Raw genomic sequence first — 26,808 nt, 5'->3', positions numbered from 1 at the left:
TTTTATACGCCTATCCGATGGAACTTTAAAATTAGCGAAGCTTATATATAAATATATCCCTGTGCAGACTGATGAAAGGAAAGAGCCTCCAGAATTCTGAGTGCATACATTGTCGTAAGAAATTAATACCTGCAGGAAACTCTGCCTAAACATGCCAGAGATAACAATAGACAGATCGCTCCGATACATCAAGGGCACACAACGGGTGCTCAGTGAGGAAGCCACCCTTGAAAATGCAAAGAGCAAACTTGAGAGGATAGGGGTTACCCGGGTTGCAGGCATAACGGACCTTGACAGGATAGGCATACCCGTGATCACAACTGTCAGGCCGAGTGCCGCAGAGGGAGCTATTTCCGTATATTCGGGAAAAGGGAGCAATGAGAACCAGGCACGTATATCCGCAATGATGGAGAGTTATGAAAGATGCCTTGCCGAGAGAAGCGGCCTGAACAAGGACATAGAGGAAGACATCTCTTCTCCTTACTTCATTGATACATTCGAGGGAGCTTCTGCCAGGGGCGCTGCAGTCGATCCAGTATCCCTTCTTCTGTCCGAAGCCTACACCCCGGAGCACCTGGTGGAATGGACGACCGGATGGGACCTCCTCAGAAACGAAGAGGTCGCTGTCCCTGCAAATGCGGTCTTCCATCCATATAACGCACCCGGAAGAGCTGCAAAACTGTTCAGGTCCAATACCAACGGCCTTGCTGCGGGCAACACGCCCGAAGAAGCGATCCTCCATGGCCTGCTGGAAGTGATCGAGAGGGACGCCCTGAGTATTGCCGAGTATAACCGGTCCCCCGGCAAAGAGATCATACTTACACCGGAAGACGGGGAAAACTATGAACTGCTGCGCAGGTTCCGGGACAATGAAGTCGATGTCAGGCTATGGTTACTGCCCCACGACACCCGGGTCACCACTGTTGTTGCAGCCACTGATGACATAAAGCTCAGGGATGCTGCGCTGCTTGTTATGGGAGCGGGGGCCCACCTTAAGCCGGAAATTGCAGTGAAAAGAGCACTGACGGAAGCAGCCCAGTCCAGGGTGGTACAGATACACGGAGCACGCGAGGATACCGACCGCGAGAACTTTGTCAGGCAGATCGGCTATGACAGGATCAGGCGCATGAACAGGTATTGGTACGACGAGGGAGAAAAGGTCGCTGTGAGCGATATTGAGGATCTCTCGGGAAGCAGTCCTGCTGAGAATATCGGAACAGTCCTGCAGGAGCTTCGTAATGTTGTGGATATAGCAGCAATAGTGGACCTGTCAAGGAAGAGCATACCCATCCCGGTGATCAGGGCCGTAGTACCTGCCTTCGAGATGTACACCCTTGACAGGGAAAGGATGGGAAGCCGGTTAAGGGCAGGAAAGAAAAAGAAACTATCTCCGGAGGAAAGACCCTGGAGACAGAGGCCCAGGAAATGAGCAGTCCCAGGAAAGCGCTGGTGTTCACAGGCACGAGCATCAGCCACGAGGAAGCAAGAAAGATACTCGGCATTGACTACCGTCCGCCGGTGTTCCGGGGGAACATGGAAGAAGCAGTCAGGGCAGGATACACGCTGGTCGGCATCATTGACGGGGTCTTCTTCAGCCGTGCAGCCGTTGCCCACAAGGAGATAATCAGGGCGATGGATGAGGGGGTGACAGTGGTGGGCGGGTGCAGCATGGGAGCCCTGAGGGCCTCGGAGCTTGACGTTCACGGGATGATAGGAGTGGGAAGGATATATGAATGGTACAGGGACGGGGTGATCGAGGATGATGACGAAGTTGCAGTGGCAACCAATCCGGACACCTTTGAGCCCGTCTCAAGCCCCATGGTGAACATAAGAGAGACACTGCTGGCTGCTTCCGCAAAAGGCATAATTGACCAGGAAAGCTGCACCGGGCTGACAGGCCTTGCCAAGAGGATGCACTACGCAGAGAGAAACTATTTCTGGTTAACAAAAGAGGCCGCCAGGAATGGGATCATACCTCAACAGAAAGCAGCAGAACTTCTTGATTACTGCAGGGAGCATGAAGCGGACATCAAGAGACAGGATGCAGTAATGGTCCTTGAGAAAATGAAAGAGCTGCTGGGCGAGAGCAGCGAATAGGACAGCATCAGGCACGTACGATCCTTGGCCTGACAGCATGGTACACAAAATGCAGCAGGTACACTGCTGACATCACAAGGATGATAGTGGCCCCTGAAGGCACGTCATAGATATATGAGAGTGCCAGGCCGGTAATGCTGAAGAGCGCGCCAAGGAACATGGACATGTACATCATCTTTCTGAGGTTTTTCGTATAATGGCTGCTCAAAGAAGCCGGCATGGTAAGCAGTGCTATTATAAGGATTATTCCCACCACCTTGATGAGCAGGACTATCGTCAGTGCTATCAGGCAGAGCAGTAAGAGATAAAGGCGCTCCACATTGATCCCTGCCACCGTGGCGAACTCCTCGTCAAAGCACAGGGACATGAATTCCTTATAATAGGCATAGACCACCAGGATAATGACCGCATCAAGAGCCAGCATGAGGTAAATGTCAGAGAGCGGCACCGTAAGTATGTTCCCGAAAAGGTAGGTCATCAGGTCCGGCGCATACCCGGGAGTCAGGTAGATCAGGATGATGCCTATAGCCATACCCAGCGACCACAGGATACCAATTGCAGTATCCTCTGCAACCTTGGTCCTTTTACTTGTTATACCCATTGCAATGGCAGACAGGAGACTGAAAGGCACCAGCCCATACATGGGATTCACACCAAGATAGTATCCCAGGCCTATTCCGCCAAAGGATGCATGAGAGATGCCGCCGCTCAGGGAGGCAACCTTTTTGACAACGACATATACGCCTATAATGCCGCAGGCAATGCTTGCAAGGATCGCTGCCATGATGGCATTCCTCATGAAGCCGTATTGTAGTATTTCTAACATGGGATCCTCGCGTTTCAATGGATCTTCAGGACCCTGTGAGGGACACCGTGTGCTATCAGTTCCACAGGGCACTGATAAGCTGCTTCAAGGTCCTTCGGGCTGAGCTCTTTGGAGTTGTGATAATGCAGCCTCCTGTTAAGGCAGGCGACCTTGTCCACATAGACCGACAGGGCGCTCATGTCGTGGGTAACAAGCAAAATAGCAATTTCGGACTTGAGCCGGTTGAGAAGCTCATAGAACTCCCTCTGCCGTTTTGAATCTATGCCTGTGGAAGGCTCGTCCAGGATCAGCAGCCTGGGGCGCGTGACAAGTGACCTGGCAATGAAAACCCTTTGCTTCTGTCCGCCGGAAAGCTCACCTATCTGGCGGTCCCTGTAATCCAGCATATCCACGACCTTGAGGGCCTCATAGGCGGCTTTCCTGTCATCTTCGTTGTATCCCCTGAAGGGACCCTTGTGACCAAGGCATCCCATGAGGACGACTTCCCACACGCTTATGGGGAAATCAAGGTTAGAAGAGATATACTGGGGAACATAACCCGCGTATTTGCGGGTCTTTTTAGGATCGTCACCCAAGAGCCTGACCGAACCGCGGTCAGGTTTGACCAATCCAAGGATCACCTTCAGGAGGGTGCTCTTGCCTCCCCCGTTGGGACCTATTATTGCAAGGAAGTCCCTGTCCTCTACCACAAGATCCACTGCTTCGAGCACGGGAGTATTGCCATAACTTACCCAGACATCCTTGAGATCGATCACTTCAGCCATTTAAGCCAGCCCTTTTTCAAATGCTGCGGTTACCTTTGCAAGGTTATCTATATAATCTTTTGCAAGGGGATCGACCGCTACTACCTCGGCATTTATCTCAGCAGCGATAGCCTTGGTGCTTGTGGTACTGAAACCGGGCTGCACGAATATCACCTTGACATTCTTTTCCTTTGCAGCATCTACCAGGCGCTGCATATCCTTCGCACTTGGCTCCTTGCCCTCAATCTCCACAGAGATCTCGTCCAAGCCGTAGGTATCCGCAAAGTATCCCCAGGAAGGATGATACACTATAAAACTGCTGCCTTCCTTACCTGCAAGGGTTTCCCGGATCGTGGCATCTGCCGCATCCAGCTCTGCGAGATAGGCGTCCCTGTTCTGCATGTACAGTTCCTGATTATCCGGGTCGATCTCCACAAGTCCTGCATAGGTATTGTTGACCATTACCTTTGCCTGCTGAGGGGATGTCCAGATATGAGGATCCTTGGTGAGACTTTCATTGTACTCCCCGGCTTCATATTCCTCATCAGACCCTTCATCATGAGCCTCCATTGTCCTGAGCGTTATGCCACTTGATGAATCCACTATAAGCATATCCGGATTCTGGGCTATCAGCCTGTCCATCCACACTTTCTCAAAATCCAGCCCGGAGCCCACCTTTACATACATCCGGGCCTTGCTCAGATCCCTAAGCTGCCCGGATGTTATCTCATAAGTATGCGGATCAGCGCCTGCAGGAACCATAACAAGCACCTTTACATTATCCCCTGCGATCTTTTCAACGAACTCAGCCTGCGGAAGGATGCTCACTGCAACAATAGGCTTATCCAGGGAAGCGGATGCTTCCGGCCCGTCAGTACAACCACTGGTGAGGACAAGACCCAGGGATAATAACAGAACGAACGCCATACACAATTTTCTCATACAATACTACCTCCATTTTTACCTAATACTTTAAATTTGGATTGATACCACTGATTTTGGCCATATACCAACATTCTGCATATCAATCAGAGAATGCCACAGGATATATGCCGGATCTTGCCGCAAACCCCGGTCTGCGGGTGACCCATGGAACTGCATATTTTGTCCACGGCATCCTTGGAAACGAAAGACTCGAACCTTGCGGTCTCAGCACATGCTTCCTCGGACGACAGACCGTAGTGGCTCAGCATAAGGCTCAGGATATTGTGCCTGTTGACAAGGAATTCGGCATACAGCTGGCCTTTCTCCGTCAGCCTCACACCCCTGTAGGGAATGTGTTCAACAAGCCCTGTCCCGGCAAGGTCTGCTATCGTCTTGGTCGATGTGGAAGGGTCTACCTGTAACTGGGAAGAGATGTCCGTAGTCCTTACAAGACCCCCTTTCTTAAAAAGGAACTTCAAGTATTCTACTTTCTTTGGTGAAAGCTCAAGTCCTGTGATCTCCTGCATAGAGCAAGGATTACAAACCGGAGATATTTATTCTTTTGGATTTTAGGCGGACAGGATAGTCAAAATTTGGCATGATACCAATATGAACTCCGGCTCGCAACTGTAAAATCTTGAGTAGAAAAGACATCATGAGACCTATTCAAGGAAAGAATACTCCTGGACTTCTTTACTGAGGAAATAACCCATGACGGTCCGGATCAGGACAATGGCCCCCAGGGTCAGAATCTCCTCGGGGGTCGGGTCCTGGATCGTCCGGATCACATCTGCAGCTATGAGGAACTCCAGGCCGAACAGGATCTTATCCGTGAACTGATGCCGGATATGGGCATAAGTATAGTTTTTCTTCCGGGTTTCATGGAAGATTATCTCTATAGTTGCAACGATGCCGCCATATATGATCATGGCAAGTCCGACCATTGTTAAGAACAACTGGAAAAGGCCAAGTGCCAGGAAACCCCACTCAAACAAGGTTACCGAGTAAACAGACATACCAAACACTCCATTAACCGGGCCTCTGTGAACAATGCCATGAATGACCCTGAATACAGCCGACCATCAGCCCCCATGCCCGGTCAGGGAGATACGGAATAAGTGAACACTCCGCGTACTATGTCGAAGAAGTCCACTACCTCATCAGAGGACATCGCCAGCAAAGCCATTATCAGGAGCAGGACGAGGATCTCAGAGAAGTCAGGAATCGATTGCAGGGCATGTGCAAAGCTCCCTGAACCCTTGTTCACTGATTGAGCCATAACTAATTCCATGTAGTTCTCTGTCCTGCTTAAATAAAAGGGTTTCGAATATCTATAATTATTTATAATTACCAATCGACAGGGACAAATCCTGCATATGAGCGGCAATAAAGGAAAAAAAGGCAAAGAATAACCTGTATCTGTATTAATTATTTTGCCTGGAAGGGATTGTAGGGTCAGTTGATAGCAATGTGACTATGACAGCCACCCTGGCAGTGACTGCTGTGGCTATGGCTATCGCAATTCCCCTCCTGCGGTGCCTTTGAGAGGGTGCCGGACTTCCATGAGTTGATGGCATCCCTGACAGTTCCCGATGCACCGATGAATACTTCTATCCCTGACCGCTGGCACATTACCGCAGCACCTTTGCCGATGCCTCCGCAAAGCATTATATTGACACCGGCCTCAGCCAGAAGGTCAACAGGAAGACCAGCACCGCCATTATGATCGCTTGTGTTCGGCATAACCGAATAATTCCCGGTCTCAGTGTCAAAGACAGTATAGGCAGGAGCTCTTCCGAAATGCTGGCTGACTGTGTCATCCATCCCGCCTTTTCCGATTGATGGTACGCTTAGTTTCATATTATCACCTGAAGATCCTATCTTAAATTTAAGGATATAACACACATATGAGATATAATATATAAGCGTTTACAAAAGCCTTTATATATAAGGGTTACAAGAACCTTTCAAAAAAGACCGTCCAATATATATACAAAAAAATCACATATTGGCGCAATGTTAACGTTTTATGAGGCAGCAATAATAGGAGCAGTTCAGGGCATAGCTGAATGGCTCCCGATAAGCAGCGAAGGGATGACCACTCTCGTAATGATCAATGTTTTTGATAAAACACTTTCAGAAGCCCTGCCAATGTCCATATGGCTCCACACTGGCACCCTCCTCTCGGCAGTCATCTACTTCAGGGAAGACATAAAGGAGATTTTGGACAATATACCCCAATACATCCGCAATCTTCTGTCCCGCAGGGAGAACACTCATGCAGTGATAAACTTCCTTACAGTCTCCACCCTGATCACAGGCATCATTGGCCTTCCACTCATACTGTTTGCTGCCAGTCTCACGGAGTTCTCAGGCAAGGTAGCGACAGCTCTTATCGGAGTGCTTCTTATATTCACCGGAATGCTGCAGAAAGCAGCTTCAGGGAGAGAGATCAGGAAAAGCGTACCCTCATTCACAGATTCACTCGTGACAGGCATAGCCCAGGGTTTTGCTGCACTGCCGGGAGTCAGCAGATCCGGCATCACGGTCTCATCACTGCTCCTGAGAAACTTCAATGCATCGGAAGCCATAAAACTGAGTTTCCTCATGAGCATACCTGCCGTCCTGGCCGCAGACATAGGTATCGCTGCAATGGGAATGCTGACCCTGGACATGAATGCGATTCTGGCGACATTCTTTGCTTTCGTCTTCGGCCTGTTCACCATTGACGCATTCATCCGGATAGCCCAGAGATTCGATTTTGCAAAATTCTGCATAGGGATTGGTGTTCTAAGCATGGCCGCCTACTTCATATGAAACTCCTGGAATGAGGTACATTTGGGAAGAAATATATGAACTTTACCGGCAAGCAATAAATATTGGCACCTCCATCAATATGCTTAATGAAATGCAGAGGGAGACCCAAGTCCCCAAGAAGAGTGGAGTGCTCTCCGGAAGTGCTCTATTTCAAACCAAGGGGAGTACCGTTAAGTGAACTTGAGACAGTTGCTCTTGCGATCGAGGAGCTGGAAGCTCTGAGACTTGTGGATCTCGAAGGCATGTTGCAGGAAGACGCTGCCTTCAGAATGGGCGTTTCAAGGCGCGCCTTCTGGGAAGACCTGCAAAGTGCAAGAAGGAAAGTCGCACTGGCACTGACGACCGGTAAGGCAATAGAGATATCAGGTGGCAGCTATGTCAGGCTCGGAAAAGAGTAGCACTGCTTCCTGAGAATATATTGCATCTCAGAAGAATCTATACTTAGTATGCGATCCCAATAGCATGATCAGGAAGAGGTAATCAAATGGCACAAACTATACAGAGCCCCCAGGACCTGTTGCAGAAACCCCAGGAATCCAGGCTTATCAAGCAGATGAGATCCATCAGGAAGAAGATTATGGTAATGAGCGGAAAAGGAGGCGTGGGCAAAAGCACTGTTGCTGCCAACCTTGCCGCACGCCTTGCTGACCGCGGGTATAAGGTAGGCCTTCTTGACGCGGATATCCACGGACCCAGCATCCCCAAGATGTTCGGTATAGAAGACCAGAGACCCGGGGTCGATGAGAATGGCATCGTTCCCATACAGGTCACCGAGAACCTGAAAGTGATGTCAATAGCACTCCTGATCGAAGACAAGGATTCACCAATAATATGGAGAGGGCCTGCTAAGATGGGAGCTATCAAGCAGTTCCTGCAGGAAGTGTCGTGGGGTAAGCTGGACTATCTTTTTATAGACCTGCCACCCGGAACAGGTGACGAGCCCCTCAGCATCGCACAGCTGATCGAAAAGCTGGACGGTGCCGTGGTTGTGACGACACCGCAGGATGTCGCCCTGCTCAGCGTGAGGAAATCCCTCACCTTCGCCAGTATGCTCAAAGTACCGGTGATTGGTATCGTGGAGAACATGAGCGGCATGAAATGTCCTCACTGCAATGAGAAGATAGATATTTACGGAACCGGAGGAGTTGAGAGGGCTGCAGCCGATTTCAACGTGCCGGTATTGGGTGAGCTGCCCATTGATCCTGCACTTGCGGAGATAGAGGATCAGGGCAGGGTGCATCTCGAAGGTAACGCAGACTTGGAATGGTTCCGGGAATTCAGCCGCATCACAGATGCTGTGGAGAATTTCAAATAATATGACCGTCGGAGAACAGGTATACCCCTGTTCCCGTTTCAACTATCCCTACTTCTTTTCAGGGGATTCTGTCACTGACACACAAACTGGAACATGCAAGCCTTTCCCAGGCCTGCCTGCAAATAAATAAATAATTCGCTGTCATCTATGCCGGCATGCACTTCAATAGTGAACTATCTTTTGACTGGCTCCTTTCACAGGACATCACGCAAGTAAAAGAACTCTCACGTGCCATACTCGCATGCCATGTATGGGACGTGGAGAATGAACTGGCACCCAGGCTGATAAGGCTCAAGAAAGAAGGCAACTGGGATCACTCCCTGCGAGATACTGCCAGAGCAGCCTCATCCCTTGCAGCCATAGGCATAGTTTTTCCTGATGTGGGCAAATGGATGCTTTCATCACAGGAAGAGGGCTCCTGGAACAAAGACGTATACGACACGACCTATGCACTAATTGCCCTTGCAGATATGGGCATCCGGAACGTTGAGGGCTGCTCGTGGCTTATTGATAACTACGGCCCTTCCTGGGAATATCCCGGTACAACGTCACTTGTACTCCAGTCCCTCCTGCTGCAGGGAAAGCTTGGAGTGACAGAGGTGCCGGATGAGAACGAGTTCATCCATGACAGGGCTAAATGGCTGCTTTCCCGACGTAGCCCGGAGGGGGACTGGGAGACTATTGCCACAAGCAACCTCGTTATGCAGGCTTTGATACTTGCCGGATATGGCCGGAAGCTGGATGCTTCAAAGCAGCGTTTACTCTCCCTGATGAACAATAACGGCTCATGGGGCAAAAACGCAGGAGATGTCACTGCGACCTCCCTGTCCCTGATAACGCTCGGATATTTCACTCACATGAGCATATAGGAACGGTCAGTCCGGGAAGATATACATGGACAGTGGTGCCCTTGTTCTCGACGCTTTCCAGCCTGATGCTTCCCTTATGAGCCTCGACTATCTTTTTACATATATAGAGCCCAAGCCCGTTGCCACCATACTTGCGGGTTGATGAGCCGTCAGCCTGATAGAACCGGGAGAAGATCTTAGGCATGTTCGCCTCGGAGATTCCAATGCCATTATCCGATATCCGGACATGGACACAGCCATCCTCGAAAGCTGCAGAAATGCGGATGTGACCTTTTGCACGCGTGAACTTTATCGCGTTGTCAATGATGTTCACGAATACATCTGTCAGATACTCCAGGTCACCTTCTATAAGAGGGATGTTGGGGGAGAAGTCTGTCTCTATTGTGTGGCCCTTACTTACCAGTTCAGGTGAGCGATCGCATATCGCAGACTCGATAACCTCGGTCACACGAAGGGGGACAAAGGTATAATCAACATTACCGCCCTCCGTGATGCTGACATAGAGAAGGGAATCTATCAGCCTTTTCAGTCTTTCAGAACTGAGCATGACCTTTTCCATGGCATCCTTCTGCCTCTCGTTAAGCTCACCAAGGGCACCCTCAAACATCAATTCACTGTAGCCGCGTATGGGAATGAGAGGCGTCTTAAGTTCGTGCCTGAGATTGGAGAGGAACTCGTCTTTCATGCGGTCGAGGGACTTTAGTTCCGTATTAGCCTTTGCAAGATCCTCTGCATACTTGTTAAGGGCTTTTTCTGCAGCCTTGCGTTCCGTGAAGTCCTCGACAACACAAACACCGCCCATGAGCTTGCCCTCGTCAGAGATCACAGGACTGAACTCCGCCTTGATAGGCACGATCTTGTCAGAGAAGGGAGATACAAAATCGTCCTCATACCTTGCAGGTATGCCTGAAAGTACCTGCTTTATGCACCTGACCATCGATTCATCCCTGAATGAGTCAAGCATATTGAAATTGATAATTGTGCTGATAACGTTCTCGTGCGCAGCTCCCACAATTTTCACAAACTTCTCATTGCACTGGGTAATAACTCCTTTCTCGTTGAAATGGAAGATACCAAGAGGGGATTTCTGGAAGATCATGCGGTACTTGTTCTTGGAAATAGTTGTGAGCCGCTCTTTCATCTTACGCTTGGATATATCGTTCAGGAAGGCTGTGTGAAAAACCTCCCCGTTGAGCCTTGTGGTGGTGACTGCAATTTCAAGAGGGAACTCGCTGCCATCCTTCCTCAGTCCTGAGGCCTCAAAGAGCCTGCCCATCACAGGGGAATTGCCAATGGATATGATCTGGTCCCAGCCCTCATGAGCTTTTCTGTATCGCCTTGGCATGATAAGAGTGAGAGGTTCACCAAGTATCTCACTTTCCTCATAGCCAAAAAGGGCGGTTGCCATCTTATTCCAGAAAGTGATCATGCCTGAGCGATCCGAGAAGATCACTGCATAGGTGGCTGATCGAAGAAATGCCAGCAGTTTTTCCTTTTCGCGCACTGCCCCCAATTCTGCTGACTTCTGGCTGGTGATATCGGTGCCTGCCAGTATGAAGCCTGAAGGAGAACCATTATCCCCCTTCAGGGAAGTAATGTTCCAGGAGATTATCATTTCGGGAATATCCTTAACGGCCATTTTCGAGCAGGGAGGCTCGGAAAGGACAGTGTCTCCGGACAGGAGATTATGGAAAGCATGTTTTAGGAGTTCCCTGGAGCTCTCATGGACCAGTGTGTCCAGCCAGTTTCTGCCTGCAAGCTCATCATCCTTGCGGCCAAACAGGGATTCAGCCATACGGTTAACGGACAGGACCGTATGCTCATTATCCACTACAAGGATAGGCACGTTCAGGGTGTCGAAAAATCTCTTCGCCTCACCCAGATTTCCAGAGATAGGATTACATTGTAATAGGGGAAGAGGAACAGGCCCGGGTGATCGACCAGTACCAATGTTCTCTGTTAACTGATGTTCTTTACTAGTATTGACCATTCATCCACCCCAATCCATGAAAACTAACCAGATCTCTGAATTATTATTCAAAAGCCCGGAAATACATAATTGTATATATGTTGTTATATATAATGCTTGTTATTAGAAGCATGCTGAAAACACCTGTTATAGTATAAGGGAAAGAGCATCCCCGGCCCTGCATGCAGGAACATTGGAATGGATAGTCAGATACAATGAATTTATAATCAACTAAAGTATAGAGTAGGTCAGGTGAATGAGATGAGTGCGGATCTTAGATATCATAAGGCTTCAAACACATATATTGCCAGGAGACGATCATACTTTGAAGACGATGTAACCATTGACGGGAACTTCATCGCAGGTGCAGCATCCTCTTTCTGGCAAGATCTCACTGTAAAAGGTACTCTGAAGCTAGGCAAGAACTCTTCAGTAAAGGGGAGAATCAAAGCAGACGATATTGTCATAGGACCCGGATGCGAGATCAAGGGCGATGTTGAAGCATACAATGATCTTAAGCTCTTTGACCGCGTAAATGTGGAAGGTTCGGCCATAGCAGGAGGAACTATCTCGATACGTCCCGGATGCTCTATAAATTTTGCTAAGGCCAGCACAACGCTTGAACTGATAGGCCAGGTCCATATAAAGGAAATAGAATCAGGCACAAAGGTGATCGTCCGCGGGGAATGAAACCGGGAAAAAGTGCATTAAATCACTTTTTCTGTTCTTCTGCAAGCAATCTCAGGACACGGTTGCGCAGCTGGTTGACTTCCAGGCTCGTCCTGTCACGCAGCCTCGGTATATCGACCTTTATTACTTCCTTTATCTTGCCCGGCCTTGCTGTCATTATCATGATCCGGTCTGCAAGGAAGACTGCCTCATCCACGCTGTGAGTGACAAAGAGGATCGTGATGTTCTTTTTTTGCCATATGCTGAGGAGCTCATGCTGTAGCGTGTTCCTCGTCTGGGCATCGAGGGCGCCGAAGGGTTCGTCCATGAGGAGCACCTCAGGTTCATTTGCAAGAGCACGGGCTATGGCAACCCTCTGCTTCATACCTCCTGAGAGCTCATGCGGATAACTGTCCCTGAACTGTTCAAGACCTACAAGTTCCAGATACTTTTGCGCTTCTTCAATGGCATCCTTCTTCCTGATCCCTCTCATCTGCGGACCGAATATGATGTTGTCCATTACCGACTTCCAGGGGAAAAGGGAATACTCCTGGAAGACCATGCCCCTCTTGGGTCCGGGAGAGAGGATCCTCTCATTATCCACAAAGACCTCACCGGCATCGGGAAGATCAAGACCCGATACTATCCTGAGCAAAGTTGTCTTTCCACACCCTGACGGACCTATGAAACAGACAAACTCCTTGTCCGCGATGTCCAGGCTTACGTTGTCAAGAGCGAGGGTCTGGGATGCTTCATCTTTCACGAATTTCCTGGATACTCCCCTGATGTTCACCCTGCCCATTTTACATCACCACCCCTGTGCGCCACTTGAAGAACTTTTCCTCAAGGTATGATCTGAATGCCCTGTCGATCAAGAGTCCCAGGAATCCCAGGACAAGCATATAGACGAGCACAAAATCCATGCGGTGAAGGTAATAATTGTGCCATATCTTGAAACCGAGACCGTTCCTGCTAACGCCGAACATCTCAGCCGCAACAAGGCACATCCAGCCTACGCCCATGGCTATCCTGATGCCTGCCGCAATGGACGGAAGGGCTGACGGTATTGCTATGCGCCTTATAAGATCATGGTCAGCGGTACAACCCAGCACCTTTGCAGCTTCAACATATATCCTCGGAACACTTTTGAACCCGGTGAAAGTGTTTATTATTATAGGGAAGAGGGCGCCTACAAATATAACAAAGCCTGCTCCGAATGGGTTGAGGCCTATCCATATTATTGCAAAGGGGATCCATGCCAGAGGAGGTATCGGGCGTATTATCTCTATAATAGGGTCAAAGACCCTTTCAAGTGACCTGAACCATCCCATGATCATACCTACCGGTATGCCTATGACAAGAGCAGCCACAAGACCAATTGAGAAGTGCATGAGGCTGTAAAGGGTATCAACCAACAGAACCGGAAGTTCCATATCCATTCCCATGAAAGGGAATATGCCCTGTCTTGAAACAGTGATAAGAAATGCCTCAGCAACATCAGTGAAACTGGGAAGGAAAAACCTGTTCCGGACAATGTAATCAGCTACAAGTTGCCATATTATAACTGCAGAGATTACTGATAATATCTCCACACCCTTATTCTTTAATTTTTGAAAGCGTCCTCTGGCCATGATCTCTCCGCATATAGAACGAAGGTTCTGTAAGCAGTTATTCAACGTTTTTATGCTTATTCAACTTGCGGTTCAAAAAATTACTGATCAAGAGCTTCATAGAAGCTCAGATCAAAAAGGTCGTCCTGTGTGAGTTGCTTGTTTATGGTGCCCTGGTCATACTGGACCTGTGCATACTCGATAGTTGAGTCTATGATGACGTTCGGATCAGCTATCCAGGTACCGTCCCAGTCCTGAAGGGACTTCTCCACAACCGCTACATCCATGTCCTGGTCGGCGGCAAAAGTTGCTGCTGCTTCACTGACATGCCCGTTATCATACTCTGTCGCACGCACATGAGTTGCAACGATCTGCTGCACTACATCAGGATGTTCTCTGATGAGTCTTCCACTTACTAAGACGACGCAGCATGCGTGGTCTTCCAGCATTTCCCCGGATTGGACGACTGATCGGCCAATACCCTGTACTTCTATCTCAGTGGGTGAGGGATGAGGGAGGAATACTGCATCAACCTGTCCTGCAGAAAGCGCTGTTACGGCATCGCCCGGCCCCATTGGCAAAATGGTTACATCTCTTTCGGGATTGATACCATTAGCTGCGAGCCATTCTCTCAAAAGGGTATCCTGTATGGTTCCCGGGGGGAAAGTCGCTATCCTTAAGCCTCTTAGGTCCTCAGGACCCTCATAAGGCAATCCGTTACGCAACACAATGTCAGAGCCCTGGATCTGTGCAGTTGCAACGATCTTGGCGTCAAGCCCGTTCGCAACAGCTGCTACAACCGGCGCAGCTCCCACATAGGCCACATCTATCTCTCCTGCGAGCATTGCAGACATTTCAGGAGCTCCGGTAGGGAATAACCTGTCGTTGATCCTCTGCACTCCCAGAGGAGAAAGGCTTTCATTCCACCAGCCCTGGTCCTTTGCGGTCAGGTAGGCTATCTGATGGGTGCTGGGCTGGTATCCGAATGTAAGGGAAGACAATTCCTGCTGCTGTTCATCCCCTGTATCCTGTTCGGTACAGCCGGATATAAGTACGGCTGAAACAACAATAATGACTAAAAGCAAAAGTGCATATGTGTTTCGATGTCCTTTAGAATGCATGTTCTCACCAATTGTTCCTCTTTTTTGTTCTTTTTTTGAAAGCATGACAATATAGATTATATAAATTACCGTTAAGTTCGCATTGATGACCCAAAGGTATTAATATATCACACTACATTGCCTTTAGAGGATAGTAGTTAAGGAGTAAAGAGTGGAATAAATGAACGCAGCTGACAAAATAATCGATGCCGTGCTGGAGTCCGACGACAGGTTCAGAGAGACTCTCTCAAAGGTGATCAAGGACGAACTTGGGCTTACTGCGCTGGAGTTCGCAGAAAAGGCCGACATACCGCAGAGCACACTGTACAAGGTAATGTCAGGTAAAAGAGAGCCAAATATGAAGACCCTTCGCCAGATAATAAAAACCATCAAGAAAATAGAAGGGTCTGAAAAAGGGAACTTCATAGCTGTGATTGCCGCCCGGCCGGTGCTGGATAATATTAGCGAAACAAAGAGAAAGATATGCGGGAACCTCTGTACTATCAGGGAGTATTCAGCAACCTCCATGGAGGAAGCTATCATTGCGGCCGTGCGGGCTGAAAGGGATGGTGCCAAGGCCCTCGTGTGCGCACCTATTGTAAGCCCTACCGTAGAGAAGATATTGAGGATACCTGTCGCCACGATCATGCCAAAGGACAGTCTCATAGAAGCTATAGAGCTTGTGGCCAAAAAGATAGGGTAAAAAATGGAAAGCGGAAAAAGAAATCCGCTTTTGGAAAAGAGGGTTCGGAGCTATCAGCGCTTGCTGACAAGCTCCTGTATGGTCTGTATTGCTTCGTCTACTTTTGCCTGAGCCATATCAACGGTCCAGCCTCCTGCCGTGAACAGGTATCCAAGTCCTCCTACAATCACTACTGCAATAGCTCCGAGGGCATACCAGATAAAGCCTGATCTCTCGAACACTTCATAGGTCGTGGTAAGATCAGCGATCTTTACAGTGTAAGTGCCCGGTTCCTTTTCAGCATGCTTGAACTCGAGGGTTTCGGATTCACCTATGTCAAGGCTTACGGTCTTGGTGCCAACGACAGTATCGTTGACCTTGAGGTCGACAGTATAATTGCCTGCTGCCGTACCCACGTTCTTTACATCGACACTGAAAGTCGCTTCCTTGCCCTGCCTGACATCAAGCGGAGTTATGACCAGGTTGGTGAATTCGAACTTGGCTGCAAGTTCCTTGACCTCAAGGTTCATCGAAGCATCGAGGAAACCGCTCTTCACTGCCGTTAGCTTGTGCATGCCCGGATTGGTTACCGTATATGTGACCGTTCCCTGGGAAGACGTGGAACCGATGGACTTGCCGTCATAGCTCACTGTTGCACCTTCCACAGGGTCTCCTCCTATTGCCTTGAGGACAAAGAACGTCACAGAGGAACCTTCATAGACCTCCTGCGGGGAAACCTCGAGGATTATCTTCCTTGAATCGTCATCAGGAGAGATAACTTCCAGTTCACTGCTTCCTTCCGCATAACCGTCCTTCTCTGCGGTGATCTTAAAGGTCCCTATCTTTGAGGCTGTGTAGGTTATTCTGCCTTCATCGTCTGTCGTTCCGACTGTCGAGCTGCCTGCTTTCACGGTGGCTTCACTTACTGCTGCACCACGGGAAGTTACGGTGACTGTGACATCGCTTCCTTTTGCGACAATGGACTGATCCAGGTCCACACTCAGTGTCTGGGATGGCTTGGTGGAAACCTCCACGTATGGGTAATACCTTACAGTATTGGAATCTGCTACATTGATGCTGACATCACCCATAATTGCTATGGATTTGCCCTTTGACAGGGATATGGAATCCTTGTTAGACATCGTGATGCTGCCACCTATGCCTGTGACCTCCATCTTGCCAAAGGTGTCACCGTCCTCGATCTCGAGGTAATCCTCCGATATCTGGAAGATACCCTTGACAAATACTGCATTTGACTCAGTACCGGCAAATATGGAGTCAAAATTAATTGCGATTATCGGGACATCATCGGAATCGCCAAGATCCTTCTCATAGATGTAAGTGCCACTGCCACTGATGATTGAAGTGTCTACCTCATCCCCATCCTTTGTAAGTGTCACCATTACCTTGTCACCGTTCTTGTCAACCTGGACGATGTTGAGAGCATATCCTTCCTCAAGAACGAGTGAGGAACCGGAATACACGGACTTCTTATCATCCTCATCGATAAGGACCTTTGAGAGCAGGCCGTCCGAAAGGATATCCACACTGCTGCTGCTACCGAAAGCATTCGAGGGGTATCCTGCGAAGTACTTGTCGGCCATGAAACCGATCACATTATACTTACCCCATGATGAATGTTCGAATGATACCTGTGCCGGAGTGCTTGTATAGATCAGCTTGTTCTTCGGTATGGTTCTTCCATTAATCTCTTTCAGCTCAAGCTTTTCTGTCTGGATACCCTCATCGATGTCATAGTAGAATCCTTCGAAATTCAGAGGAGTCCATGTGAGTAATTCCGTTTCTTCAGCTACAGTGCCGCGGAGCTCGTATTTGCCCGGAGCGGACATGTCTACGAACGGTGCAAAGCGCAGGGTGTTCGAGTCAGCCACTATGAACTTGATCTTACCCATGATAGGGATGGTCTTCCCCTTGGAGAGAGAGATCGAGCCGTCGTTCTTCATCTCGATATAGTCATCGCTGAAGCCTGTGATCTCCATCTTGCCGTAACTTGCGCCGTCCTCCATCTCGATGTAGTCCTCGGATATCTGGAAGATACCCTGGATTGTAACAGCATTGGATTCGGTACCACTAAAGATCGATGTGAAGCGAACAGCTACGATAACAACGTCATCGCTGTCCCCGAGGTCGGTCTTATAGATGTAGTCACCGCTTCCGCTGATCACTGCACTGTCAAGCTCGTCACCGTCCTTAGTGAGGGTCACGAATACCTTGTCACCGTTCCTGTCAACCTGGACGATGTTGAGCTTGTACCCGTCCTCAAGGGTGAGTGAAGACCCGGAATACACTGATTTCTTGTCATCATTATCAATAAGGACCTTGGAGAGCTGACCGGAAGATATCAGGCTGACTCTGTCAACTCCAGTGATGGTAGTATTGGAAGTGTATCCTGCAAAGTACTTCTCGGCCATGAAACCGATGACCTGGTATTTACCCCAGCCGGAATGCTCGAAGTTACTGTCTACAGGTTCGGTACGGTAGACGAGATCCCCATCACCTATGGTCCTTGAAATGTCAGTGATCGTCATTGTTTCAGAACTGAAACCGGTTTCCAGATCATAGAAGAAACCGGAGAAACTCTTTGCATCCCATTTATAAGTTGTTGACTGGTTTGCGTTTTCATCCCAGATGCGGTCACCTGTGAGATAGGATTTATGATATGTACTTGTTGTGTTTGTGACATCTGCATTGTTTATGTTACCTGCATCGTCAACCGTGTGAAGCTTTATTGTATAGCTGGTGCTTTCACTCAGGTTGGTGGCCGTATAAGAGTTGGCCGATACATTTGCAGCAAAGGCGTTGTTGATGTAGACCATTACGTGATCGAAATCAGAATCTGTAGGATTTGTCCATTTCCACTTTATCCAGTCAGAACCTTTAGAATCCACACTTAAAGAAGTTATGCTTCCAGGCTCACCAGTGTCAGCGGTCGTTGTAGCTGAGGCGTTTGCCCAGTTACCAAGGTTTCCACTCAGATCTTTGGTCCTGACCCCGATTGAATGAGATGCACTGGATGACAGGCCGGTGGCAGTATAGGAACTGGTTGTATTTCCGAGAGTGGTAACTTGTGAGCCATCGATATAAATGATAGTTCCAGCAAAGTCAGCATCGCCTGGATTTGTCCAGCCCCATGTGATACTGCTTCCAGTGATGGATGATGCAGTAAGACCAGTTACCGGACCCGGAGCAATTGTATCGGTCGCAGAAGTGGTCAATGCAGAATCAGAGACTGAGCTTCCCACATTACCGGCAATATCTACAGTGGCAACACCAATTACATAGGAAGTGCTTGCATTGAGGCCGGTTGCGTTATAAGTTGAAACAGAGTTCCCCAGAGTTGCTACCTGGGAGCCTCCTATATAAATGATAGTCCCATTGAAATCAGAATCACCAGGGTTGGTCCAGCTCCATGTGATCCACGTAGGGCCTGTGGAGGATTCAGCTAGACCCGTTACCGGGCCAGGAGCAACAGTGTCGGTCGCAGGAGTGGTTAATGCGGAATCGGTCAGAGAACCTCCCACAACGCCGGTAGTATTTACGGTTTCAACGCGTATCTCATAAGAGGTGCTGGGAGAGAGACCGGTTGCATTATAAGTTGAAACTGCGTTTCCTAAAGTCGCTACCTGGGAACCGCCTATATAGATGTTGGTTCTGTTAAAGTCAGCGTCTGTAGGGTTGGTCCAGCTCCATGTGATCCAGGTAGGGCCGGTAGCAGTATCAGAAAGACCACTCGGGCCGGATAGACCCATAGCGGCCCCCGTGAGCATGAGCAGTATAAATCCAAATAGAAGCAGTCGAATGTTTTTATTCATTTTTGTTCCATCCTTTTTCCTGAATAGTGTAAACTAATCGTGCATAATTCTAATTTCCTAATTGTAGATAACCTTTTCTATTAATCGACAGGTTTGACCCGTCCTTGCGTTCAATGATCATACCAACTGATTGTTCAACTACTTCACCGATTATACTTAAATTAAATCCTTTAAATACTTCATCAAGTATATCAGGAGCAGCCGTGAACAGTAATTCGAAATCCCCGCCTGTATAGAGAGCAAGGTCCTTCAGCTTGTCCGGATCTAATGTTACATACTTCCTGACGTCATCATGTACTGGAAGTGCCGACTCATGGATGCGGAATCCCACCTTGTTGAGGTCGGCAAGATCGTGAAGGGATAATGCAAGGCCATCGCTGGTATCCATCATGGACGTCACAAGGCCGGAGCGTGCAAGTTCCCTTGCTTCGGCTACCCGCGGATACGGTTCAAGAAGAGCGTTCACCAACCGGTCGGGCACCGGGATTGCATGCTCGATGGCGTGCAGCGCAGCACCGGCTGAGCCGGCAAAACCTGTTACGCAAACCTTGTCTCCCACCCTGGCACCCTTTCTGGTGAGCAGTTCTTCCTTCCTGACAGTCCCAAGGGCGGTTCCGGTGATGGTCAGCTCGTCATGGGTGTCTATATCACCGCCTATGACGGAAGTGCCACAGGCTTTTGCGCAGTCCGCCATCCCACGGGCTATATCCTCAACAAAGGCAACATCCGTATCTCTGGGAAGACCGATAGCTGAAAGGAAGCCCACAGGGCTTGCACCCATGGATGCAATGTCGCTCAGGTTGACAGCCGCAGACATCCATCCGACCTGCCACCCGGTCATCTGCAGAGGAAAATCCGTTTTCCGGTGGAGCATGTCAGTTGTCACCACGAGGTATTCGTCCTCCGATATCTCAAGCACTGCGCAGTCATCATGACCGGGGCCGACTATAAGATGAGGGTTCCTGGTCTTGTTAAATATGCCAGTCAAAAGGCCGATAAGAGGGCGCTCTCCAATCTCTGATACAGGTCCGGATCTCATGATCTCACATTGAAGGGTCAGCTTATAACATTATGTACTTATGCAGTAACAATATTTTTTTATTTAAAATGACCGGTTTCTAGGACTGTATGAATGAAGGCATCTACCCCTCATTCAGCTCCCAGGCACCTATATCACCGGCGTGCCATCCTCCTCAACGCTACGAAGAGGCCACCGAACAGGGTCAGAAGAATAACTATGGGAAGCATGTAACCTGCAAGTATGATCAGTGCATTGACCATCGATATGAAACCCCTGACCGACTCGGACAACGCATCCCCGAGTCCCCATGAGTAAACCATGCGGTCGGACTCCGTGAGGCGGATGCTGATGGTCGAATATTCGACCCTGTCATTGAGATAGTTCAGGCGGCCGGTCAGGCTGTCGATCTCGCCCCTGACACGCTCGATCTCCTTCTCCACGCTCAGTACTTCCTCCACGGTACTGCTCATGTTCAGAACCTCATGGAGACGCTGCTCCTGCCTCTTCAGGTTCTCCAGGCGGGCAGTGACATCGATATATTCTTCCGTGACATCCTGGGCGGATACGCTTCTGGAAGTGACCTCTCCCAGTTGGCTTACCTCATCTATGAACTGCGGGTGCCCGGCCTCAGGGACCCTTACAGTGATATATCCGTCCCTCCAGGTGTTCTGCTCATAGGTGTGCGCATACACTGAAGAACCGGAAACATAGCCTTCCGAAGCTCTTGCTGTTGCAGCTATCTGTTCTATGGCTGCAGGGACGTCTTCAACCTCAAGGGACATATCCACGGTAGTTATGGTCTTCCGATCCATGGAAGCCGTATTTACCGCGCCTGATACCTGCCTCGCAGATTCTTCTGTCACAGTATCATATTCAGATATGGCTTCATTGGAAGTATAAGATGAAGAGCCTGCATCCCTATCCAGGCTCGCACAGCCGCTTACGAGAATAGCGATGGACACAAGCAATAATGCTGATAGAAGGTATGTTCTTTTCACTCATATCGCTCCATTTGGCGTGTATTACTGAGTGATTGTATCAGGACTATATAATAATTCTTTAAACTTCAAACTGGTTCGAAGTTAAGCTTCTCGTTCCCCTGCTCCCTGGTCCTTATCCATATATTCTCCAGCGACCCGTGGGCAGACCTGGCCAGCTCAAGCATCTCATCCCTGCTGAAAGGCTTTATGCAGCGCATGCTTTCAAGTGCTGCATTTTCCGCAAGCCCCTGCTGAAGCACATAATGAACCTGCCTGTCACCTGTAAGAGAGAGAATGGAGGCAGCTATTCTACCAATGTCAGCAGCATCGCCCATAAAGCCCCTGAACACCGTTGTCCGCAGTTCCAGTTCAACGCCACCACGAATGACAAGTAACACAGATTCCGATACGTTCCTGACGGCATCAGCCGGATCTGCCCTTACCTGCGAGGTGTCGCAGCCAGTTACCCTGCCGTATACCTCAATATCATCCAGAGGCGCCTTGATGTCAATAAATATCTTGTCAAGCAGCTTTTCCTTTATCATCTCATCAAGAACCTGCGGATAGAACCCGTTGGTATGTACTCCCACGAGCAGCCCGTTCTGTTTGGCAAAACGTGACAGATGCATTACAGCCTGCTTCTGCATGAGGGGCTCACCTCCCAGCAGAACAAGGCTGCTGACAAAAGGTCTTGATTTCTTTATTGCAGCTTCAAGAACGGATATATCCGTCAGCCCTGAACCGTTCAGAAGCTCGTGGTTCTGGCAATAGGGACAGCGGAAGGGGCAGTTCCTTAAAAAGAGGACGACTGACACATGACCGTGCCAGTCCACAGTAGAGATGGGAACACAACTACCGTAATTCACTTTCATTGCTATCAGATCATGTCACTTGAACTGTAACGCATCCTGTCTGCCAGCTCCTGCCTCTTGGCAGCGTTCCAGCCGTGCACGGCCTGGACATAGCCGGTTACCCTTGAGAGCTGCTCCACATCACCGGAGCCGCAGTTCTCGCAGCATTCCTTCAGGCCGGACATGATATGGAAATCGTTGAGGCATACAGTCATATCCTTGGTGAAGGCGAAATAGCCTATCTGCGTGTTCTTTGCGATATTCATCGCGAACTCCCTGAGGCCCTTTGCATCCGGAGAGCCTTCACCCATCCATATATGACAGATATTGCCTCCGTCCACTATTGGGAAGAACACATGCTCTATGTTTATCCGGTCTATCAGCGATACGTTGGCACCCGGAGGAACATGGGTGCCATTGGTGTAATAGACAGGCAGGTCATGGGTACGCTTGATATTTGCAAGGGCTGCTTCCTTGTCGCCCTTGACTACCTGCAGGACGGCATCCTTATATTCCTCATGCAGCATGTCCGACACCGCAAACCTCTGGCATGTGGTTTCTGCAGGAGTACGGGCGAGTGCAATTTCCATGCCGTGTTTCTGGCTTAGCTCCTTGCCGTACATCTCCATCTCGGTCATTGCCCTGATGGCAAACTTGAAGGCTTCCTTTGATTCATGTATCTGGGAGCCTACATGATACTGCACCATCTCATTGATACCGATCACACCTATGGTGTAGACCAGTGCATCGATATCGACAGCTATTGCACCCTTCTCGCCTGTCACAGGGTCCTTCGGCCTCTGGGTCGCGAAAGGCATCCTGTTGTTCTCGATGATGCTCTCCATCCAGCTGCGCTTTGTCTTGAACAGCTTGATGCTCTGGTCCATGAGGTTCTTGAGGTCGGCGAACAGTGCCTCATCATTTCCCTTGGCCCTGTAGGCAGCCCTGGGACAGTTAAGGGATACGACCTGCCAGGAACCCATTGAGAAGTGCTTCCCGTCCTTGAACATTAGCTTGTCCTCAAAGCTGGCATCAGCATCAGCATTTGCCGAGAACTGGTAAGCACAGCACTGGTAGCATGATATGCCCTCGCCTGCGCCCCTGTACTCCGGCAGCTGGTTGTCGAAGTAAGGCGTACCGAACTTGGCGGCCAGCTCGAAGGTCATATCGTAAAGCTGCTCGTAGGTCGGAAGCTCAGGGTGTGCCCTGTTGAAGAAACCGTCCTCTTCCATGAAATCAGGCTCGATGGATATCTCGGGTTTTGGGAAATTGAAGGGCTTGCCCCAGTTGTCACCCTCGATCATGACATCCATGAGTGCCTTGAACGCCAGGCGCACCTCACGCTCGAATTCTCCGTATGTGCGCTTCTCGGTGCCATTGGTGCCATCGTGAACCCTGCCCTTGTAGACCGCAGGCTTATCCTTCCAGAGCTTTGGTACTCCCGGGGAGAGCTGCACAGAGGAGAAGACGACCTGCCCTCCGCGGGCGACCATCATCTGGGTCATCTCGTACACGAACATCTGCATGAGCTGCTTGATCTCAAGGTAGCCCTTACCTTCGAAGTATGGAGCAATGAAGGTAAGGAAATTGTAAAATCCCTGACCGCCTGCAAAGTTGGTCTGGGCGCTTCCGAGGGCCTTTACAGCGTGCAGCATTGCTACTTCCGCCTTCATGGCCGGGCCAGCGACACTTGCCTTGGCACCGGAGCCGTCAGGCATGAGCCCGTAGTAGAAGAAGTACCTGAGATCCCAGTCCTGACAGAACGCACGGGTACCCAGGTACTCGAGGTCGTGGATATGGATGTCACCGTTAAGATGCAGATCCGCAGTCTTTGGCGGGAGGAGGAGAAGGTACTGTTCCTTGGAGATCTTATCCGCCTTCTTCTTGTGGGAGGTCTCGGCATTCTCCTGCAAGTTAGCGTTGTCCTTTGCTTCGAAACCGCTGCCAAGGTCTATCTCGCAGGCATCGTACACAGGGGTACCTACTCTGGTGGAGATGTTCCTCCATTCAGTGTGGCCTCTCTCAAGGAGCACTATGTTGACAACTTCTCTGATAAGGGGGCCGGAAAGGAACTTGAGCTCAAGGCTCCTGATACGGCGCTCCACCTCTTTTGCAATGTCCTGGGCTTCTTCCTTCTGCATGCCAGGCATCCCGTGAAAGCGTTCAGAGAGCTTTGTCTCTTTTATTAACTGGTTAATTATGATATTGCGGTCCCACTCTACCATGTGCCCTGCTGTGGTGCGGACCTTGGGCATAATGGATATGGTGTGACCATCAAGCGTTTTTTGAATAGCAAGTGGCTTGCTTGTCTGTGTCATGTTTATCGGCGTCCCTTTCTTTTCCCCGGACTGAACCTGAGCATCACAGGCCAGATCGGCCTGTTCGTGATCATCTTCCCTGGCATCAGCCTTAGTTACAGTAGTGCATCCTTCCATCTTCCCACCTCAGCACCCATAAACTTCAGAGCAGGCTGCTCAGGGCTTCCAGGTTCACATCAGGACCCTTGAAGAGGTCTTTATGGGTTAAAAATTCATCGTTGATCTGGAGTACCGGTGCGGTCATTGTGAATACACCATTGAACTTCAGTTCAGTGAGTGCTTCAGGAGTTGACATGTCTGCAGTCCTGAAAGGAATACCTTTTGATTGCAGCACCTTTTTCAACTGTTCACATTTTGGGCATGTTTTTGTTGTATATATAGTTACATCAGCCATTCTCTCGCGTCCCTTCGAGCATATAAACGAATTATTATATTAATCTCCAGTGGAGAGGAACTACAATGCCAACTGAAAAAAATAACATTCTGCTGGCATTGTATTTTGACTTGTCCTTTTCACCGTGAGGTAAATTATAAAATGACTTCCAGCTTAATAATGCTTTTTCAGACTCTCTCTGGTAACAGAAATGACGGTTATAATGCTTGAACAGATAATATATTGCAGACAATATATATCAGTAATGGTAATAATAATTAATCTGAGATGGATACACATCTGAATACAGACACTTTGCCAAAAGATGTATATCAGGAGTTCTATTATAGGTATTTCAGGCAAGAGGTGTAAAAGATAACCAGACATCTATCGACCGGAAGCCAGTCCATCGATGAGCTCCTGGAGGGAGGCTTTGAGACCGGCATCGTTACCCAGGTATTCGGAGAGGCCGGCAGCGGCAAGACAAATCTGTGTATGCAGCTCGCTGTTGAATGCGTGAAGAGCGGCAAGAAAGTAATATATATAGATACCGAAGCCATCTCACCCCAGAGATTCAGGCAGATCGCCGGAGAGAATGCAAAGGAGATAGCCCGGGAGATAATAATCTTTGAACCCACCAGCTTTGAGGAACAATATGCTGCAGTAAAGGAAATAGAGAAGCTCATTTCTGACAGGATAGGACTTATCATTGTGGATTCTGCCACGGCGTTCTACCGTTTCGAGCTTGATCAGGACGACTCGAGCATCAGGTCAAGAAGGGAGCTCTCTAACCAGATAGGTTTCCTGCACGGGATAGCACGCAAGTATAAACTTGCGGTCGTGATAACCAACCAGGTCTACAGCGATGTTGCCACAGGTACCCTGAAACCCATAGGAGGCAGCGGGATAGAACACATATCCAAGACCATCATCCAGCTGGAAAAGACCGGTGAGGGGACAAGACGGGCAAAGCTGTGGAAGCACCGCTCGCTCCCCGAAGGCAGGTCACGCGATTTCAGGATAACTAACGAAGGCCTGAGATAGATCCCGGTTCATTTTCGTGCTATTGTTATGAAACCGGTATGTCCGACCCTTGCTGTTGCCGGGCGGGTGCCCCGGTCAGAGAATGAGATCTCACGTTCCGAGAACTCCATGGTCCTGACATCATAGAACTCGGCGGCATCAATTGCCTGACGGATGTCCTTGGTCTGCTCGAAGAACGGAGAATACGTTACAAGGAAACCCCCTGGATTCAGCACCCTTCTTACATGGGGAATAACATCCTTCGAATCCTGAGTATCCAGGGTGACCACATCAAAGCGCTCTTCAAGAGTAACTATCTCGTCGACAATGTTCCCGCAGCGTATCTCCACATTACCAAGTCCTGCACTGAGAATGTTCTGCCGGGCGAGCTGCGCGAAATCCTCACGTACCTCATAACTGAGCACGCGTTTTGCAATGGAACCAAGGTACATGGCAAGCACGCCTGAACCTGTGCCTGCATCCAGCACAGTATCATTCGTATTAAGGCCTGTATAGGCTATTATGGGACCTATGTCCTTAGGCATCATGGGTGCTCCCGAACGCTTAGCATGATTGAAGAAATCAGGCATGCGCGGGCGCTGTATTGTGAACTCCTGGCCCATGTGCGAGACCACAGTATCACCAGCTTCCTTCTCCAGGAGCAGTGACAGGTCGATTATCCCGAAATCCGTATGAAACCCGTCTTCGGAAACGTTCACAATGAACTCCCTTACCTTTCCCCGATGGGAGGTCTTCAGCATAATCAGTTCGCCTGATAACATTTTTAA

At 49.3% G+C, this 26,808-nt stretch carries 27 protein-coding genes; 9 read left to right on the top strand and 18 right to left on the bottom strand.

Going from position 1 to position 26,808, the window contains the following annotated elements:
* Positions 1 to 151 precede the first annotated feature (151 nt).
* The gene (locus PV02_RS06310) at positions 152 to 1,429 is read left to right on the top strand and encodes a YcaO-related McrA-glycine thioamidation protein (protein WP_256622532.1); all 1,278 of its coding nucleotides are present in this window, start codon (positions 152 to 154) and stop codon (positions 1,427 to 1,429) included.
* On the top strand, positions 1,426 to 2,097 hold the full coding sequence (locus tag PV02_RS06305) for a TfuA-related McrA-glycine thioamidation protein (protein WP_256622531.1): 672 nt from the start codon (positions 1,426 to 1,428) through the stop codon (positions 2,095 to 2,097). Before PV02_RS06310 ends, PV02_RS06305 begins: the two co-directional genes overlap by 4 nt.
* Before the next feature lie 7 nt (positions 2,098 to 2,104).
* Here the strand turns inward: PV02_RS06305 and PV02_RS06300 are convergent, their stop codons facing one another.
* From PV02_RS06300 to PV02_RS06270, 7 genes are all read right to left on the bottom strand, one after another.
* Positions 2,105 to 2,923 carry a metal ABC transporter permease gene (locus PV02_RS06300; protein ID WP_256622530.1) on the bottom strand — a complete coding sequence of 273 codons (819 nt, stop codon included), beginning with the start codon at positions 2,921 to 2,923 and terminating at the stop codon, positions 2,105 to 2,107.
* A 14-nt stretch (positions 2,924 to 2,937) separates the two neighbouring features.
* Positions 2,938 to 3,687, bottom strand: coding sequence for a metal ABC transporter ATP-binding protein (locus PV02_RS06295; protein WP_256622529.1), 750 nt, complete (start codon positions 3,685 to 3,687; stop codon positions 2,938 to 2,940).
* Positions 3,688 to 4,608, bottom strand: a complete 921-nt coding sequence (locus PV02_RS06290; protein ID WP_256622528.1) for a metal ABC transporter solute-binding protein, Zn/Mn family — start codon at positions 4,606 to 4,608, stop codon at positions 3,688 to 3,690.
* 86 nt (positions 4,609 to 4,694) lie between these two features.
* Entirely contained in the window at positions 4,695 to 5,117 is a 423-nt protein-coding gene (locus tag PV02_RS06285) for a metal-dependent transcriptional regulator (RefSeq protein ID WP_256622527.1), read from the bottom strand.
* A 135-nt stretch (positions 5,118 to 5,252) separates the two neighbouring features.
* A complete protein-coding gene (locus PV02_RS06280; RefSeq protein ID WP_256622526.1) occupies positions 5,253 to 5,606 on the bottom strand; it encodes a DUF1622 domain-containing protein in 354 nt (117 codons plus the stop codon).
* Positions 5,607 to 5,689: 83 nt separating this feature from the next.
* Complete coding sequence (locus PV02_RS06275; protein WP_256622525.1) at positions 5,690 to 5,881, bottom strand: non-structural protein NS4A; 192 nt, start codon at positions 5,879 to 5,881, stop codon at positions 5,690 to 5,692.
* Positions 5,882 to 6,045: 164 nt separating this feature from the next.
* Positions 6,046 to 6,450, bottom strand: a complete 405-nt coding sequence (locus PV02_RS06270) for a NifB/NifX family molybdenum-iron cluster-binding protein (RefSeq protein ID WP_256622524.1) — start codon at positions 6,448 to 6,450, stop codon at positions 6,046 to 6,048.
* A 156-nt stretch (positions 6,451 to 6,606) separates the two neighbouring features.
* Here PV02_RS06270 and PV02_RS06265 point away from each other — a divergent pair, with 156 nt between their 5' ends.
* The 4 genes from PV02_RS06265 (at position 6,607) to PV02_RS06250 (ending at position 9,591) form a co-directional block, all read left to right on the top strand.
* Positions 6,607 to 7,407, top strand: a complete 801-nt coding sequence (locus PV02_RS06265; RefSeq protein WP_256622523.1) for an undecaprenyl-diphosphate phosphatase — start codon at positions 6,607 to 6,609, stop codon at positions 7,405 to 7,407.
* An 86-nt stretch (positions 7,408 to 7,493) separates the two neighbouring features.
* The gene (locus PV02_RS06260; RefSeq protein WP_256622522.1) at positions 7,494 to 7,805 is read left to right on the top strand and encodes a DUF134 domain-containing protein; all 312 of its coding nucleotides are present in this window, start codon (positions 7,494 to 7,496) and stop codon (positions 7,803 to 7,805) included.
* Positions 7,806 to 7,891: 86 nt separating this feature from the next.
* Entirely contained in the window at positions 7,892 to 8,722 is an 831-nt protein-coding gene (locus tag PV02_RS06255) for an Mrp/NBP35 family ATP-binding protein (RefSeq protein ID WP_256622521.1), read from the top strand.
* A gap of 155 nt (positions 8,723 to 8,877) precedes the next feature.
* Complete coding sequence (locus tag PV02_RS06250) at positions 8,878 to 9,591, top strand: hypothetical protein (RefSeq protein WP_256622520.1); 714 nt, start codon at positions 8,878 to 8,880, stop codon at positions 9,589 to 9,591.
* Here PV02_RS06250 and PV02_RS06245 read toward each other — a convergent pair.
* Positions 9,572 to 11,581: a PAS domain-containing sensor histidine kinase gene (locus PV02_RS06245; protein WP_256622519.1), complete on the bottom strand. Its 2,010-nt coding sequence runs from the start codon at positions 11,579 to 11,581 to the stop codon at positions 9,572 to 9,574. The two genes, PV02_RS06250 and PV02_RS06245, sit on opposite strands and share 20 nt — an antisense overlap.
* A 240-nt stretch (positions 11,582 to 11,821) precedes the next feature.
* Between PV02_RS06245 and PV02_RS06240 the strand changes: the two genes are divergently transcribed.
* The gene (locus PV02_RS06240) at positions 11,822 to 12,250 is read left to right on the top strand and encodes a bactofilin family protein (protein ID WP_256622518.1); all 429 of its coding nucleotides are present in this window, start codon (positions 11,822 to 11,824) and stop codon (positions 12,248 to 12,250) included.
* 22 nt (positions 12,251 to 12,272) lie between these two features.
* Here PV02_RS06240 and PV02_RS06235 read toward each other — a convergent pair whose 3' ends face one another.
* The 3 genes from PV02_RS06235 to PV02_RS06225 form a co-directional block, all read right to left on the bottom strand.
* The gene (locus PV02_RS06235) at positions 12,273 to 13,031 is read right to left on the bottom strand and encodes an ABC transporter ATP-binding protein (RefSeq protein WP_256622517.1); all 759 of its coding nucleotides are present in this window, start codon (positions 13,029 to 13,031) and stop codon (positions 12,273 to 12,275) included.
* Position 13,032: 1 nt separating this feature from the next.
* On the bottom strand, positions 13,033 to 13,860 hold the full coding sequence (locus PV02_RS06230) for an ABC transporter permease (RefSeq protein WP_256622516.1): 828 nt from the start codon (positions 13,858 to 13,860) through the stop codon (positions 13,033 to 13,035).
* Positions 13,861 to 13,940: 80 nt separating this feature from the next.
* Entirely contained in the window at positions 13,941 to 14,960 is a 1,020-nt protein-coding gene (locus PV02_RS06225) for an ABC transporter substrate-binding protein (protein WP_256622515.1), read from the bottom strand.
* A gap of 160 nt (positions 14,961 to 15,120) precedes the next feature.
* On the opposite strand from PV02_RS06225, the gene PV02_RS06220 reads away from it, so the two are divergent.
* Positions 15,121 to 15,642: a helix-turn-helix domain-containing protein gene (locus PV02_RS06220; protein WP_256622514.1), complete on the top strand. Its 522-nt coding sequence runs from the start codon at positions 15,121 to 15,123 to the stop codon at positions 15,640 to 15,642.
* 53 nt (positions 15,643 to 15,695) lie between these two features.
* On the opposite strand, the gene PV02_RS06215 is transcribed toward PV02_RS06220, so the two are convergent.
* The 6 genes from PV02_RS06215 to PV02_RS06190 all read right to left on the bottom strand — a co-directional run bounded on the left by PV02_RS06215 (position 15,696) and on the right by PV02_RS06190 (position 25,018).
* Positions 15,696 to 19,454: an S-layer protein domain-containing protein gene (locus tag PV02_RS06215; RefSeq protein WP_256622513.1), complete on the bottom strand. Its 3,759-nt coding sequence runs from the start codon at positions 19,452 to 19,454 to the stop codon at positions 15,696 to 15,698.
* Positions 19,455 to 19,503: 49 nt separating this feature from the next.
* Positions 19,504 to 20,493 (bottom strand): thiamine-phosphate kinase, encoded by a 990-nt coding sequence (thiL, locus tag PV02_RS06210; protein WP_256622512.1) that lies wholly within the window; start codon positions 20,491 to 20,493, stop codon positions 19,504 to 19,506.
* A gap of 134 nt (positions 20,494 to 20,627) precedes the next feature.
* Positions 20,628 to 21,473 carry a DUF4349 domain-containing protein gene (locus tag PV02_RS06205; RefSeq protein ID WP_256622511.1) on the bottom strand — a complete coding sequence of 282 codons (846 nt, stop codon included), beginning with the start codon at positions 21,471 to 21,473 and terminating at the stop codon, positions 20,628 to 20,630.
* 68 nt (positions 21,474 to 21,541) lie between these two features.
* Complete coding sequence (locus PV02_RS06200) at positions 21,542 to 22,327, bottom strand: anaerobic ribonucleoside-triphosphate reductase activating protein (RefSeq protein ID WP_256622510.1); 786 nt, start codon at positions 22,325 to 22,327, stop codon at positions 21,542 to 21,544.
* A gap of 5 nt (positions 22,328 to 22,332) precedes the next feature.
* Positions 22,333 to 24,624, bottom strand: coding sequence for an anaerobic ribonucleoside-triphosphate reductase (gene nrdD, locus PV02_RS06195; RefSeq protein ID WP_425438350.1), 2,292 nt, complete (start codon positions 24,622 to 24,624; stop codon positions 22,333 to 22,335).
* Positions 24,625 to 24,766: 142 nt separating this feature from the next.
* Complete coding sequence (locus PV02_RS06190; RefSeq protein WP_256622508.1) at positions 24,767 to 25,018, bottom strand: glutaredoxin family protein; 252 nt, start codon at positions 25,016 to 25,018, stop codon at positions 24,767 to 24,769.
* A gap of 354 nt (positions 25,019 to 25,372) precedes the next feature.
* Here PV02_RS06190 and radB point away from each other — a divergent pair, with 354 nt between their 5' ends.
* The gene (gene radB, locus PV02_RS06185) at positions 25,373 to 26,041 is read left to right on the top strand and encodes a DNA repair and recombination protein RadB (protein ID WP_256623068.1); all 669 of its coding nucleotides are present in this window, start codon (positions 25,373 to 25,375) and stop codon (positions 26,039 to 26,041) included.
* An 8-nt stretch (positions 26,042 to 26,049) separates the two neighbouring features.
* Here the strand turns inward: radB and PV02_RS06180 are convergent, their stop codons facing one another.
* Complete coding sequence (locus PV02_RS06180) at positions 26,050 to 26,802, bottom strand: tRNA (adenine-N1)-methyltransferase (protein ID WP_256622507.1); 753 nt, start codon at positions 26,800 to 26,802, stop codon at positions 26,050 to 26,052.
* Between the last annotated feature and the right edge of the window lie 6 nt (positions 26,803 to 26,808).

The sequence above is a fragment of the Methanolobus chelungpuianus genome, from assembly GCF_024500045.1.
In the GTDB taxonomy this organism is placed as follows: Archaea; Halobacteriota; Methanosarcinia; order Methanosarcinales; family Methanosarcinaceae; genus Methanolobus; species Methanolobus chelungpuianus.
The sequence above is the reverse complement of the archived record's forward strand: the minus strand, read 5'-3'. Positions and strand labels throughout refer to the sequence as shown.